This is a genomic window from Bacillus sp. FSL R5-0709 (assembly GCF_038004785.1).
Lineage (GTDB): Bacteria > Bacillota > Bacilli > Bacillales > Bacillaceae_G > Bacillus_A > Bacillus_A mycoides.
On sequence record NZ_JBBORT010000001.1, the window covers coordinates 4,074,956 to 4,089,275 of the forward strand.

General features: G+C 36.2%; 14 protein-coding genes. 1 reads left to right on the forward strand and 13 read right to left on the reverse strand.

Going from position 1 to position 14,320, the window contains the following annotated elements; translation table 11 throughout:
- Nucleotides 1–63: 63 nt before the first annotated feature.
- Together MKX37_RS20850 and MKX37_RS20855 are read right to left on the reverse strand one after the other, a co-directional pair.
- The gene (locus MKX37_RS20850) at nucleotides 64–1,176 is read right to left on the reverse strand and encodes a class I SAM-dependent methyltransferase (protein WP_002129109.1); all 1,113 of its coding nucleotides are present in this window, start codon (nucleotides 1,174–1,176) and stop codon (nucleotides 64–66) included.
- Between the two features lie 9 nt (nucleotides 1,177–1,185).
- The gene (locus MKX37_RS20855) at nucleotides 1,186–1,815 is read right to left on the reverse strand and encodes an MBL fold metallo-hydrolase (RefSeq protein ID WP_002129110.1); all 630 of its coding nucleotides are present in this window, start codon (nucleotides 1,813–1,815) and stop codon (nucleotides 1,186–1,188) included.
- Between the two features lie 170 nt (nucleotides 1,816–1,985).
- Here MKX37_RS20855 and MKX37_RS20860 point away from each other — a divergent pair, with 170 nt between their 5' ends.
- A complete protein-coding gene (locus MKX37_RS20860; protein WP_002015138.1) occupies nucleotides 1,986–2,159 on the forward strand; it encodes a DUF2759 domain-containing protein in 174 nt (57 codons plus the stop codon).
- 80 nt (nucleotides 2,160–2,239) lie between these two features.
- Here the strand turns inward: MKX37_RS20860 and glcK are convergent, their stop codons facing one another.
- From glcK to MKX37_RS20915, 11 genes are all read right to left on the reverse strand, one after another.
- Nucleotides 2,240–3,223 carry a glucokinase gene (gene glcK / locus MKX37_RS20865; protein ID WP_002015139.1) on the reverse strand — a complete coding sequence of 328 codons (984 nt, stop codon included), beginning with the start codon at nucleotides 3,221–3,223 and terminating at the stop codon, nucleotides 2,240–2,242.
- Nucleotides 3,224–3,242: 19 nt separating this feature from the next.
- Complete coding sequence (locus MKX37_RS20870; RefSeq protein WP_002015140.1) at nucleotides 3,243–3,443, reverse strand: YqgQ family protein; 201 nt, start codon at nucleotides 3,441–3,443, stop codon at nucleotides 3,243–3,245.
- A gap of 103 nt (nucleotides 3,444–3,546) precedes the next feature.
- The gene (locus tag MKX37_RS20875; protein WP_002015142.1) at nucleotides 3,547–4,125 is read right to left on the reverse strand and encodes a 5-formyltetrahydrofolate cyclo-ligase; all 579 of its coding nucleotides are present in this window, start codon (nucleotides 4,123–4,125) and stop codon (nucleotides 3,547–3,549) included.
- A 105-nt stretch (nucleotides 4,126–4,230) separates the two neighbouring features.
- The gene (gene rpmG, locus MKX37_RS20880; protein WP_001265616.1) at nucleotides 4,231–4,380 is read right to left on the reverse strand and encodes a 50S ribosomal protein L33; all 150 of its coding nucleotides are present in this window, start codon (nucleotides 4,378–4,380) and stop codon (nucleotides 4,231–4,233) included.
- A gap of 70 nt (nucleotides 4,381–4,450) precedes the next feature.
- Entirely contained in the window at nucleotides 4,451–6,805 is a 2,355-nt protein-coding gene (locus MKX37_RS20885) for a sugar phosphate nucleotidyltransferase (protein WP_050000304.1), read from the reverse strand.
- A gap of 330 nt (nucleotides 6,806–7,135) precedes the next feature.
- Entirely contained in the window at nucleotides 7,136–7,792 is a 657-nt protein-coding gene (gene phoU / locus MKX37_RS20890; protein WP_002015145.1) for a phosphate signaling complex protein PhoU, read from the reverse strand.
- A gap of 172 nt (nucleotides 7,793–7,964) precedes the next feature.
- Complete coding sequence (gene pstB, locus MKX37_RS20895; protein ID WP_002088644.1) at nucleotides 7,965–8,780, reverse strand: phosphate ABC transporter ATP-binding protein; 816 nt, start codon at nucleotides 8,778–8,780, stop codon at nucleotides 7,965–7,967.
- Nucleotides 8,781–8,808: 28 nt separating this feature from the next.
- A complete protein-coding gene (pstA, locus tag MKX37_RS20900) occupies nucleotides 8,809–9,675 on the reverse strand; it encodes a phosphate ABC transporter permease PstA (RefSeq protein ID WP_002167665.1) in 867 nt (288 codons plus the stop codon).
- A gap of 1 nt (nucleotide 9,676) precedes the next feature.
- Nucleotides 9,677–10,627 (reverse strand): phosphate ABC transporter permease subunit PstC, encoded by a 951-nt coding sequence (pstC, locus tag MKX37_RS20905; RefSeq protein ID WP_078422001.1) that lies wholly within the window; start codon nucleotides 10,625–10,627, stop codon nucleotides 9,677–9,679.
- Between the two features lie 27 nt (nucleotides 10,628–10,654).
- Complete coding sequence (locus MKX37_RS20910; protein WP_002190684.1) at nucleotides 10,655–11,572, reverse strand: PstS family phosphate ABC transporter substrate-binding protein; 918 nt, start codon at nucleotides 11,570–11,572, stop codon at nucleotides 10,655–10,657.
- 522 nt (nucleotides 11,573–12,094) lie between these two features.
- Nucleotides 12,095–14,227, reverse strand: a complete 2,133-nt coding sequence (locus tag MKX37_RS20915; protein WP_016120813.1) for a peptidoglycan D,D-transpeptidase FtsI family protein — start codon at nucleotides 14,225–14,227, stop codon at nucleotides 12,095–12,097.
- Nucleotides 14,228–14,320: the final 93 nt, after the last annotated feature.

A 14,320-nucleotide genomic window follows, 5' to 3' on the forward strand; every position in this document is an offset into this window, starting at 1 on the left:
TATAATACTACATAAGTCGTATTAAAAAACAAGACACAGAATTATACTGTGTCTTGTTTTTTTTCATATTGTTAAATATTGATTCAAATGTAAATTCTTCATATCTTTCGTATGTATAACAACATCAAAAGCACTTCCTAAGCCTCCGTTCAAAATCATAGAACGAACTGCTCGATTTCGTTTTTGAGTTTCAGAAAATGGATTCGTATCTTGATGACTCGTAAGCTGTTCTAATATTCCTGCCGCTAACAAAAATTCAGATTGCTTCTTATGCCATACTGCACCCATTCCTTGGAGGCTAAAAATCTCCTTCAGCTCATCCCAATGAATATGAGTCGTAAGATCCATTTCACCTGGATGCTCTAGAGGATTCCGTATTAGCTCATGCTGATAGTATCCTCGTAAACTTCCTTCTTGATGTGCAGGATGCATCCATTCTTCTTTTGTATATCCATAATCAACTGTAATACATATACCTTTCTGAAACCATTTCGTAATCTCTTCTATATACTCTTCCATTGCAATAGGCACTTCAAAGCGCTGTCCCTCCGCAATATGAATGTTATATTTCAATAAGTAACGACCGATTCTTTTCTCAATCGGTCTAAATATTTCTGTAAGGTTCCCCTCATCTGTATACGTGATACGTACTTCATACAAAATTCCATTTCTTTTCTCAACTATTTCAACAGGAAACGAATCAAATAATTCATTCGAAAAAATAATTCCTTCGAAAGACTCTCCCATTTCAATATAAGATGTATAATAGGATACATTATCAACTGAGCAAAGCCTCTCCTGCTGCAATCTTCTATGAAAAGGGCTCACTTCAATAATTGAATAGTTTAAATTGATAAAGGTTTCCGGAGATAATTGTTTCCATTCTTGTAAAACATCATAGGCAAACTTTCCTGTTCCCCCACCAATCTCACAAATATTTGGAGAAACTTCTCCCTTTTCAACAAGCCGAATAAAAAACTTAGCAAAAGTCTTCGCAAATACAGAGGATACATTGCTACTCGTAAAAAAATCTCCCCGTCTGCCAATTTTTTCACGTTCTCTCATATAATACCCATGTCCCTCTGCATATAATGCGAGGTTCATATACGTACTATATGAAATCGAATGATCCTTTTCTTTTTCCATCCATTCTCTTAAAATGAGCTCCATCCCCATAATGACTCCTTATTGTAAAAATGGATTATTTTCTTTTTCAAATCCAATACTTGTTTCTGGACCGTGTCCACATAGCACTGCTGTTTCATCTGGTAATACAAATAGCTTCTCTTCAATACTTCCAATTAATTCAGCAAAGCTTCCGCCAGGCAAATCTGTTCTTCCGATGCTCATTTGGAATAATACATCACCAGAAAATACAGCATTCGCTGCTTTACTGTAATAAGAAATACTTCCTGGAGAATGTCCTGGTGTCTCAAAAATTTCAAAACTAAAAGAACCAATCGTTAATGTGCCCTCTGCATCGATAATATGATCTGCTGGTTTCGCTGTAATACTGCGGTTCATCATAAAAATTTGCGAGCCATTCACAGTTGCATCTCCTAACCAATCCGCTTCTTCTTTGTGTACGTATACCGGAATATGAAAAGCGTCTCTCACGGCATCAACAGCACCAATATGATCAAAGTGAGCATGTGTTAATAAAACCGCAAGTGGCTTTAACTGCGCTTCCTGTAAATATGTAACAAGTTTCTCTCCTTCATGACCAGGATCAAAAATAATACACTCATTTTGATCATTCGTTAAAATATAAGCATTTGTTTGTAATGGGCCTAAAGGCATTTGTATCCATTTCATATAAAAATCTCCTCCAGTTATTTAATTTACTTTTAATGATACAACATTTCTTTCTCTTAGGAAAAGAAGGCGTGTTATCTCGACAATCATTTTTAAAACATGTACAATATAAAAGAGTAAATATTCTAAAAACTCATTCTAATGAATGAGTAGACAGAGGAGGATATTGTATGGGCCTTGTTATTATTTTTACGCTAGTCACTCTGTTAGCTGTATTTGCTACGCTTAGAACACTTCGCGAAAAAAACTTATTCGCGGGCGGCTTCGCTATTGCAACCGTACTTGTTTTCGGATGGTTTACAATCATGACTGTTCTATATAATGGGTACCCACCAACAGCTTAATCCATTTACATTTTTATTCTCCAACAAGATCTTGCATAAAAAGAGGAAGGGGGCCCCTTCCTCTTTTCATTATTCACAACTTATATCATCTTCGCCTCGTATTTGTGCTTTTTTACAAGCCACGCTCCTCCAATTACACCTGCATCATTACCAAGTATTGCAATTGCTAACTTTGTGCTCTTTACAGCACGAGAGAAAGCATATTGCTCGAAATAACGTTGAATTGGCTCTAATAGTGCGTCTCCAGCTTTAGATACGCCACCACCAATTACGATTTTCTCTGGGTTCAACGTACTAGCAAGGTTCGCTACAGCTAATCCTAAATAAGAAGCTACTTTTTCCACTACTTCACCTGCTAGTTCGTCACCTTGTCCAAGCGCTTCAAACACATCTTTTGATGTAATAAGCCCTTCTTCTGCTAACATAGAACGTAAAACACTTTCTTTAGCTGTCTCTTGTATTTGTTGCATAGCAACACGCACAATACCTGTTGCAGAGGCTACCGTTTCTAAACAACCCGACTTCCCGCAATTACATGGAAAAGCGTTCTCTGTAACAACTGTAATATGTCCAATCTCACCAGCAGCACCGCTTATACCATGTACAATCTCACCATTGGCGATAACACCACCACCAACACCAGTGCCAAGTGTCATACAAATTAAATCTTTTGCTCCTTCACCGGCACCTTTCCACATTTCACCAAGCGCCGCTAAGTTTGCATCATTATCAATAACAACAGGTAATCCCGTTTCTACTTCTAGTAAATCTTTTAACGGATAGTTTTTCCATCCTAAATTAACCGCTTCATAAATCATTCCAGATGCCACATGTACAGGACCAGGAGCTCCCATACCAATACCAATTAGCTTACTTTTTAATTCACCTAATTCTTCTAACTTTTTATCAATAGCTTTCGCTACATCAAGTGTAATATGTTTTCCTTGTTCATTTGTATTCGTAGGGATTTCCCACTTATGTAAAATTTCACCGTACACATTAATAAATGCTAATTTAATCGTTGTACCACCAAGGTCAACACCAACTAACCATTTCTCTTCCATGTTACGTACCTACCTTTATCTATTTCTTATTTATCTCTTTTTGAATTTCTTGCTTCAACAAAAATAAAGCTGTTTGATAGTCTTGTGGATCGATTAGCTGTGATTGATTTAATTCACGCAATTCATCTTGCATTAATTGTAAATCAGCGATTCGATCACCCGTATAAATAATCGTGCCAAATTTCTTTAGCAATTGCTGAATATCATAAATGGATATCATTTCATCACCCTTTATGCTCACTTACTATAAAAAATTATAATAAGAAAACGTTCACATATTTTATTATAATCAAGAAGAAAAAGTCTCGTCAATTTTTATTTGTCTATACAAGCCCATTTATAACCATTGTTCCTTTTTCTGTAATAATTTTTTCTACATTTTTATCAAATGGCTCTACCGGAATATGTTTTACAATTTGAAAATCATAAGCTAATGATAGCGTTTTCCCTTTATAGTGCACGAGATAACGATCATAGTAGCCACCGCCATATCCAATCCGTTCTCCTCGGCGTGTATAAGCTACTCCTGGCACGATAAGAAGATCAATTTCACACGCATTCACTTCTTCCGTAAGTGCTGGAATCGGTTCACGTAAATTCATATATACTGTTTCTAATTGATTTAAATTACTAATTTGTCGAAAAGACATCGTTCTTGTCCCTTTATTACACTTCGGAACAACAATTTTCTTTCCTTCTTCCCAAGCTTTTTCGATAATCGGATATGTATTCACTTCATGCTCCATCGAGAGAGTGATTCCAATTGTTTTAGCTTCGACCCACTCTTTTTGTCCATACACCGAAACTGCAATTTGTTCCGATAAAGTTGTATACTGTTCTTCAGATAAAGAATTCATGTGTTCTATTATTTGTTTGCGTAAACGTATTTTCTCTTCTTTCACACACTTTTCCCCCTTACAGTGACACTTTACTCTACGAAGATAGTGTATCACTTTTACGTAGGAATCGCATAAAAAAAAGAAACAGTAGGAAAATATTCCTACTGCTTACTTTGTTTCACGGTGTAACGTAGACTTCTTGTCACGCTTGCAATACTTTTTAAGCTCGATACGCTCAGCGTTGTTACGTTTATTTTTCTTTGAGATATAGTTACGATCTCCGCATTCTGTACATGCTAGAGTAATATTCACACGCATTCTTATTTCCCTCCAGTCACTAATAACTTAAATCAGACTATACTATAATACCACTTTTGAAATAAAAATTCTACACCTTTTGATATTGTCTAATTTTTTCTATAAGATTTTTCATGTTTTCCCTTGCTATTACTGGGTTTCTAGCATGTGAATACACCAAAATTTTTGGTTGTTTTGTATCAGAAACGATATAAGACCACTCTTTTTCGGTATATTTGAACTGTATCCCTTCAAATATACCTTCTTCTTTTCTTTCCATATCGGCCAATAATTTCCTCATTACTTTCCCTTTTTCCTTCCATGAACATACAACTTCATCATAAAGTAGATACAGTGGCGGTGATTGCTCTGCTATGCTAAGTAATGTTTTTCCTTGCAACGCTATTAATTCGAATAATTTTCCAATTCGATATAAAATATCTCGTTTCCATCTTAATTGAAAAGAGTTTTTTTCGTTATGCATATAAAAGAGGAGATAACATTCCCCTAATTTCAAAGACATTGGATAAACATTATCTGCTGATTCGAGTAATAAATCTGGAATATCTACTTCTTCAAAATCAGTTCCTTGGTAAATATTACTGTGAGTGTCATATAATTCGAAGCGATTTCCGTGTTCAGAAAACATAAGCGCCATATTTGCTTTACTCGATTTCATCAGAGCTTTCACATGATCTTTTTGTTCACTCGCGTAAATCCATGTAACTGTGCATCCAAGCCTTTGTAGAAAGATCATAAGTAAATGTTGTAACATATCATTTCTCTTATTAATAAGAAGATGAAACTTCTGTTTTTGTATCGTTTTAATATCAATACGCTCTAACACAGCTTCTACATAATTATTTACAGAAACGTGAACTAGCTTATTTCGCCCCATTTCTTTCTCAGAAGCGTAATAAAACGACTCAGACATATATACTTGTTCTATCGCTTTTTGCTGCTTATACGTTAAAAACGAGCCCTCCTTGCCATACAGTTGTATAACAATTCCTCTTTCGCTTTCCACTTGAACGAAAACTCCACCTGCACATTGCAAATTATGAATGGCATACTGAAAAAGCGATTCATTCATTTCTTTACATTCCATCGTATGAATCCCGCTGCCATGAATGGCATGGAGGAATAAATTTTTAAAGGAAGTTGTTTCTATATTTTCCTGACTTCCAATCAATATACTCTCTCCTTTAGCAAAAAGAGATCCATAAGCCATTGCAACTTTCACAATAAATTGAGGAGTAATTTCAACATTACCCCTTCCTACAATCCGGCTTTTTTGTAACCATCCTGCACTCTTTTCACTCTCTTTAACACCGGCAGAACCTACTATCGAATGACTATCTATCTCCTTATATGGCCATATTTTTCCTTTTTGCTTAATTACTGTACTTTTCCCTATATGACAATGATCCGCTACAATACTTTTTTGAAAAAGTGTAACATCATCTTCGACCATTGTATGATCTCCTATTGTTGTTTCTAACAACTCACAATTTTTCCCTATATGAGAGTTTGCAAAAATGATGCTTTTTTGAAGATGAGAATAACTTGAAACGATACTATTTTTCCCGATAATAGAGTACGGTTCAATTACAACCCCTGCACCAATCATTGCTCCTTCCCCAATAAAAGAAGGACCATGAATTTTCGTCCCTTTTCCTATCGTTACACCTTCTCCCATCCACACCATTGGTAATACTTCTGTATATGGAATAGGCACCTTCAATTTTTTCGTCAACAAATCGAATTGAGCTTGCCGATATTGATCAAATGTACCAATATCTAGCCAATAGTCTTCTGATAAATATGCAAATAAAGCATTTTTATTTGCCAATAACGGAAACACATCATGACTGAAATCCGAAAATTCCATGGATGGTATGTAAGAAAAGATTTCTGGCTCCATTATATAAATACCTGTATTCACAATATTAGAAACTACCTCATTCCAGCTCGGCTTTTCTATATATCGTATAATTTCTTGTTCTTTATTCATTACAACTAACCCAAATGAAAGTGGGTTTTCTACTTCTTTCACAAACATCGTTACCATTCTCTTCTTCTGTTCATGAAATGCAATTCCTTCTGATAATTGAAAGTCAGTTAGTGCATCCCCACTAATAACAACAAATGTTTCATCTAAAAAACTTTCCGCTTGCTTAATACTCCCTGCTGTTCCAAGCGGAGGAGAATCTTCAAAATAATACAAGTTAACTCCCCACTTACTACCATCACCAAAGTATTGCTTAATGGCAGTACTCATATATTGAACTGTAATTGCAATTTCACGAATACCATGCTGACGTAATAATTCAATATTATATTCAAGAACTGGTTTTTCTAACAATGGTAACATCGGTTTTGGAGTATTACATGTTAATGGTCTAAGGCGTCTCCCTTTTCCTCCAGCTAAAATAACCCCCTTCATATACTTCAGCCTCCACTTATATAATGTTCAAGAACTCCGTATATCATTTACCCCACATTAACTGCAGTAAAAGTCCGGTTTGATATGATCTAACAATCAGCGAGAGACAGCCTCACTTTATAAATAAATGTACCTTTTAACTCCCGTCAAAAAGAAAGCGCTTACCATTAACTTGGTAAAATAATTAATAAGACGTAACTAACATATATGTACTTATTTTCCCATTAATTATGATACATCTTATCATCATAGACTAAAGGAAACAACGAGCTTTTTTTGTCATGTTTTGACTAAAAAAAGCAGGTGATTTCTCATCACCTACTTTTCCCCCTACTCATTCAATAAATAATGCTTTCCTTTTACTACATAAAATACATTCTCGGCAATATTTGTAACATGGTCTGCTACACGCTCAATATATCTTGCAACAAAGGATAGTTGTGTAATTTGTGTAATCGCTTCTGGTTGTCCAGGGATAGATGAAATAAATTCACGAATCGCCTTCCCATAAATTTCATCAACTGAATCATCCATTTCAGCAATTTGTTTAGCAAAAGTTAAATTTTCTTGCTCATATGCTTCTAATGCTAAATTTAACATCTTATGAGCAATCTCAAACATTTCCTCAAGATTATGCAAACTAACAACCACTTCTTTTTCACCAAGACGAATTGTTGATTTCGCAATATTAACAGCATGGTCTGCAATACGTTCTAAATCTGTCGCTGTTTTAATTGAAATGAAAATTCTTCTTAAATCACTTGCTACAGGCTGCTGCTTTGTAATAAGCATAAGCGCAAGGTCATTTATTTCCTCTTCTAAATTATCCATGCGATAATCCCCATCAATGACTTCTAACGCTTTCTCTACATCCCTGTTGTGAAGACCTTCCATAGCAATCAATAAAGCTCCACTTGCTAACTCACCAAGCTCGATCACCTTTTGCTGTAACGTTTTTAAATCACATTGAAACTGTTCTCTTACCATCATTTCTTCCCCCTCAATATTATGTGCCCTTTTATATAAATCCCCTACCCAGCCTCTTGTACGTTTATTAAGCCTTGAGAAAAGAGAAATATTACTCCCCTATTTAAAATGAGGTGAAAGTGAGAAATGCCCTCTGTTAAGAGGGCATTTACTCTTAGCCTTGCTAGCGATATCAACCAAATCGTCCTGTAATGTAGTCTTCTGTACGCTTATCTGCAGGTGTTGTAAATAATTTGTTGGTATCTGTATATTCCACAACTTCTCCACTTAAGAAGAAAGCAGTTTTATCTGAAATTCGTGCTGCTTGTTGCATGTTGTGCGTTACGATAACAATACTAAAATCTTTCTTTAACTCCTGAATTAATTCTTCTACTTTTGATGTTGAAATTGGATCTAGCGCCGATGTTGGCTCATCCATTAAAATTACGTCTGGCTCAATCGCTAAGCAGCGTGCAATGCATAGACGTTGTTGCTGACCACCAGATAAACCGTATGCATTATCATGCAAACGATCTTTTAACTCATCCCAAATAGCTGCGCCGCGCAAGCTATTTTCAACAATTTCATCAAGTGTTTTTTTGTCACGAACACCATGGATTTTCGGACCATATGCTACATTTTCATAAATAGATTTTGGGAATGGATTTGGCTTTTGGAACACCATACCCACATGCGTACGTAATTCTTCAACCGGATATGATTTATCAAATATGTTTCGTTCTCTATATTCGATAACGCCCGTAGTTCGAACGATAGGCACTAACTCTACCATACGATTTAGCGTTTTTAAGTATGTTGATTTCCCACAACCACTTGGACCGATAATCGCTGTTACTTCATTCTCATGAATACTTAAGTTGATATCTTTTAAAGCATGGTCTTCTCCGTACCATAAATTTAAATTTTTCGTATCAAATACTATTTTTTTGGGTGCTGTCTCAATCTTTTTCTCATTTTTCACCTGTACATTTACTACTGTTGCTACCATTTGAATTCCCCTTTCATCCACTTCCAACTTATTTTCGATTTCGTAACCATAAGACAAATATATTTATAAAGAGCAACAATCCTAGCAAAACAATCATCCCAGCTGCTGCTACATACTGAAATTCTTCTTGTGGTCTACTCATCCAATTAAAAATTTGAATTGGTAAAACCGTAAATCTATCAAACATACTGAACGGAACATAATTTGCAAAGGCAAGGGCCCCAATAACTAATAATGGTGCTGCCTCACCAATTGCTCTCGATACCGCTAACGTACATCCCGTTACAATCCCTGGCAAAGCGACTGGCAATACAATTCGATACATCGTTTGCCATTTCGTAGCACCTAATCCGTAAGAAGCCTCTAGTAATGAGCTCGGCACAGTTCTAATCGCTTCTTGACTAGCTACAACAACAGTTGGTAAGACGAGTAAACTCATCGTCAGTGCCGCTGCCATTATGCTCTCTCCCAAATGGAGAGCGTATACGAAAATAGTTAACCCGAGTAAACCAAACACAACGGAAGGTACCCCTGCTAATGTTTGATTATTTAATTCAATTAACTTTTTAAAAACGGACTCCTTCGCATAATGCTCTAAATAAAGAGCTGTTCCGACTCCAAATATAAAAGAGACTGGTATAACAATGCTCATAAATAGTATTGTCCCTGACAAAGCAGCGACAATCCCAGCTTCTCTCGGATTACGTGAGGCGAAGTTTGTAAAGAAATCTATTGAAAGATAACTTATACCTTTTTCAAAAATTTGAAAAAGCAATATAAAAAGTATTACTACTGAAAACAAAATTGCTATATAAAACAAACACTTGTAAATCCGATCCTTTAAAAAACGAGATGCCATATTTTCTTGTATGTTCTTATGGTTTAACATTCGCATATTATGTCACCCTCCTAAAATGGCGCATAATATATTGCGAAATGATATTCATAATAAAAGTAAACATAAATAACGTTGCACCTACAGCATACATGCTGTAATAAGTAATCGTTCCGTGCGGAGCATCACCTAAACTCACTTGTACAATATAGGCTGTTAATGTTTGAATAGAATGAGTCGGATCTATCGATACATTGGGTGTTGATCCAGCTGCAATAACAACAATCATCGTTTCACCAATTGCCCTGGAAGCTGCTAATATAATCGCTGCCATTATGCCCGTAAAAGCCGATGGAAACACCACTTGTTTTACCATCTCAAAACGAGTTGCTCCTAGCGCTAATGAGGCTTCTTTAATTCCTTTCGCTACAGCTCTCATCGCATCTTCAGAGAGAGACGCAATCGTCGGGATCATCATAAACCCTATAACAATACCTGGACTAATAGCATTAAAAAACTGCAAATCTGGTATAACCCGTTGTAAAAGTGGTGTGACAACTGTTAACGCGAAAAAACCATATACAATTGTCGGGATGCCTGCTAGTAGCTCTAACAACGGTTTTAATATTTTCCGAGCGCCATTCGAAGCGTATTCGCTTAAAAACACGGCACAACCTAAACCAATAGGAATTGCTACGAACATGGCAATTGCTGTTACAAGGATTGTTCCACATATAAGTGGTAATATACCGAATTTTGGATCTTCAAAAAAAGGTAACCATTCCTTCTCTGTCAAAAAAGAATACAATGATATCTTTTGAAAAAACATGATTGTTTCATTTGCCAACGTAATAATAATTCCAAGTGTCGTTACAATGGACACGCTAGCAATGGCTTTTAGTATTAACGGAACAATTCGATTGATTCGCTGCGTTTTTTTTCTTCTATTTGTATTTCTCTCAATCAAATGTTGTACAGAAAATGCAATTTGACTTTTGTCATTATGAGCCAAAGATGAAAACCCCTTTCCACCCTGACATTACCTTTTTATTTCTGTTAACATTCGCAGCTGTTCATTATATTTTTCTTTTGGTAATTTTACATATCCGACCTCTTCAGCAAGGCTTCCAACATGCTTAATCATAAACTCAACATAATTTGCTACATTAATTTTATTTCTGATAGATGCATGATTCACATACGTAAATAGCGGCCTAGATAATGGCTTATACGTACCCGACTGAATGGTCTCTTTCGTTGGAAATACACCATCCACCTGTATTGCTTTTACCTTATCTCGATTGGCCATATAATAAGCATATCCTACAAAAGCAATGGCATTTTTATCATTCATTACCCCTTGCATAATAACTTGATCGTCTTCAGACAAAGAAACCGTTTTTACAAGGCGATTATTTTGTAAGACAACATTTTGGAAATAATCATAAGTACCAGAGTCTACGCCTGGCGCATAAAATTTAACTTGTTCACGAGGCCATGATGAATGAATTTGTGACCATCGTTTCAATCTTCCATTTTCACTCCATAATAGACGTAACTCGTCTATCGTCATATTGTTTACCCACGTATTTTGACGATTCACAACAATCGTTAGACCGTCATAAGCAACCTCAAATGGTGTAAATTGAATGAATTTTTTCTGCATTGCATTTTCTTCTACCGGTTTCATCAATCTCGAAGCATTGTTTATATCTACTTCTCCTTTACTGAAACGATTAAATCCTCCCCCTGTCCCAGAAATACTAATAGAAATTTTCACGTTTGGATGGGCCTTTGTATATTCCTCTGCTACTGCCTCTATAATGGGGAAAACCGTTGAGGATCCATCAACTCTCACTTCTCCCATTTCATTTGTAGCGAATGCAGTAGACATATTAAAACAAAGGAAACATGTCGATAATGTCAAAACTTTAATCGATGCGCTCATCCATTTCACGTGTTCTTCCTCCTAGAAGTAACCGGAAATAACAGGATTACAGATATAAGAATACTGCTAAACTATTAATTCGGTTTTAATTATTTGTAAAAGTTTTGTAAAGTCCCACAAAAACAACTGTATACACAAACTTTATTTTCACTTTTGTACTTTAGATGCAGGAAATTTTCTAATCATCCATAAAGCGAAACTTTAATCAGTGGGGGTTTTGTTCATCCCCCCACTGATTATTAGCCCTCACCAATCGGGCGTTTACGGGCAGCAGGGCTCCCACCTAACTTCTTTGCTCCAGCTGAATTTTGAGGTGGGAGTTTTACCGCCCTCAAACGCGGGATAAAACTGCTATCGCCTATCACACACAACAAACTTAGAGCGTATGCACTAATCTTGTTGTGTTCATCGTTTTTGAAACTACATGTTTTTTCAATATTTTATGCTTGTCCACATTTACTAAACCATATGCGTAAGGCATAAAAAAAAGCACACTATCTTTTCAGATAGTGTGCTTTTTTTACAACTTTTTTATTCATCATCTTGATTTTTATTTTTTTTCGCTTTTTCATCTTGCGGAGCTTCACCAGTTAATGCTTGTTTTTTCAAATCAAAGTAAGCGTCCATTATTTCACGACTGATATATCCATTAATCCCTGTTTTATCATCATGTACCCATGGCACAACAACAGAAAATGCTACTTCTGGATCTTCAAGTGGCGCATAACCTACTAATGTTAAGTTATATGTTTCAACACGCTCACCCTTTGCATTTCTACCAATCTCTTTATCTCCGCCATATACAGTTTGAGCTGTACCTGTTTTCCCAGCGGCTTTATACGGTGCACCTGCAAAGTATTTTGTAGCTGTACCACCTGTATCGTTAAACACTTGTCTAAATCCTTCTTGAACACGTTTAATTTGCGATTCAGGCATATCAATGCGATTTAATACTTTCGGTTCCATGGATTGAACAACTTTTCCAACTTCCTCTGGCTTCGCCGATGGCTGACGTATTTCCTTTACAACTTGCGGTTGCATACGATATCCACCATTCGCAATCGTCGAAATATATTGTGCTAATTGAAGTGGTGTATACGTATCATACTGCCCGATTGATAAATCTAATAAGAAACCTGGTTGATTTCCTTTACCTATTTGACCAGCAGTTTCATTTGGCAAATCAATTCCTGTTTTCACACCAAGTCCAAACTGACCAAAATAGTAACGCATAGTATCGAACGCACTTTTCGGAATATCTAACGTACCGCCTCGTACATATGGAACCCCAGCGATATTCATCGCTGTTTTAAACATATAAACGTTTGAAGACTGTTTTAACGCTGTAAGGTCATTAATATACCCCATCTGTTTCCAAGATGACTTCGTAGGTGTCCCTTTTAATTTAATTGGTTCATCTAACTGTACAGATCCAGGCTGAATCGCACCAGTTTGATACCCCGTAAGTACTGTCGCACCTTTTACAGTTGAACCCATCGGATAAGAACTTGTCATCGTTCCTAATGCAAAATCTTCTACTTTCGTTTCGCCGTCTTTATCCACTAATTGTTTCCCCGCCATAGATAAAACTTCACCATTTTTCGGGTTCATCATTACAACGAATGCACGGTCTAAAAGAGGCTCGCTCCCTTTAAATCTCATTAAGTTTTTTGTAAGAATTTCTTCTACGCGCTTTTGTAATTTCATATCGATCGTTAAATTTAGATCGTTACCTCGTTGTCCTTGTGACACATTAATAGTTTCTAAAATATTACCCTCTTTATCTGTAACATTTCTTACTTCAGCTTTTGTGCCGTGTAAACTATCTTCGTATTGTTGCTCAAGGTAACTTTTTCCTACGCGATCATTACGATTATAATCACGAACAAGATAGTAATCTAGCCTTTCTCTCGGTAACCCTTCATCAGAAGAAGTTACACCACCAAGTACACTTCGGAACATATCGTCATACTTATATTTTCGCTCCCAGTCAACATTTGTATCTACGCCTGGTAATTTCGCTAAATTTTCACTAATAATCGCGTATTCTTCTTCTGTTGCACCTTTTTTAACGATTTGCGGCGTCATTGCATATCCGCTTTCCATCTTGCTTTTGATCGCCAATATTTCTAAATCTTTTGCTGACAATTGATTAATCTCTTCTTCTGTTACACGATTTCGTTGACGTTCATCTAGTTCTTTATCTTCAATTTTATTCGCTTTAAAATCTTCACGATCTTTTTTTGTGATTTTTGCTTCTGCTTCTTCTTTATGTAAAGCAAGCCAATAATCTTTCTTATCGCGATCTGTTAACTTATCTGTTGGGACTTCAATTAAATCTGCTAACTTTTTCGCCGTTTCTAAGCGATCTGCTGCAGTTGATCCCTTCATTTTTGTAAATGTAATTGTACGAATAGGCTCATTATCTACGACCGCTTCTCCATTACGATCAAATATTTTCCCGCGTGGTACAGGATTGCTTATCGTTGAATTTTCTTTTTTCTCAACTTCATTTTTATATTCCTCACCACGAACAATTTGTACGTATCCAAGCCTTACAATAACCGCGGAGAACATTAAAAACACGCAAAAAAACAACACGTTTAACCGAAAGGGAACGTGGGTTTTTTTCTTTGTCTGGTTCTTTTTCTGCTTCTTGCTCATACAAACCCCCTCTACCAACAGCTATGTAATGTGAAAGGGACACCTTCATACAGGTGCCCTCACTGCTGTCTTACATCTTTTTCTATTCTAGCA

Coding starts and splice junctions, on each gene's coding strand:
- rpmG (WP_001265616.1), bottom strand. CDS start 4,380: ATGCGTGTGAATATTACTCTAGCATGTACAGAATGCGGAGATCGTAAC.
- glcK (WP_002015139.1), bottom strand. CDS start 3,223: ATGGAAGAGAAATGGTTAGTTGGTGTTGACCTTGGTGGTACAACGATT.
- MKX37_RS20855 (WP_002129110.1), bottom strand. CDS start 1,815: ATGAAATGGATACAAATGCCTTTAGGCCCATTACAAACAAATGCTTAT.
- MKX37_RS20870 (WP_002015140.1), bottom strand. CDS start 3,443: ATGATATCCATTTATGATATTCAGCAATTGCTAAAGAAATTTGGCACG.
- pstB (WP_002088644.1), bottom strand. CDS start 8,780: ATGGTAGCAACAGTAGTAAATGTACAGGTGAAAAATGAGAAAAAGATT.
- phoU (WP_002015145.1), bottom strand. CDS start 7,792: ATGGTAAGAGAACAGTTTCAATGTGATTTAAAAACGTTACAGCAAAAG.
- MKX37_RS20885 (WP_050000304.1), bottom strand. CDS start 6,805: ATGAAGGGGGTTATTTTAGCTGGAGGAAAAGGGAGACGCCTTAGACCA.
- MKX37_RS20850 (WP_002129109.1), bottom strand. CDS start 1,176: ATGGGGATGGAGCTCATTTTAAGAGAATGGATGGAAAAAGAAAAGGAT.
- pstA (WP_002167665.1), bottom strand. CDS start 9,675: ATGCGAATGTTAAACCATAAGAACATACAAGAAAATATGGCATCTCGT.
- MKX37_RS20915 (WP_016120813.1), bottom strand. CDS start 14,227: ATGAGCAAGAAGCAGAAAAAGAACCAGACAAAGAAAAAAACCCACGTT.
- MKX37_RS20860 (WP_002015138.1), top strand. CDS start 1,986: ATGGGCCTTGTTATTATTTTTACGCTAGTCACTCTGTTAGCTGTATTT.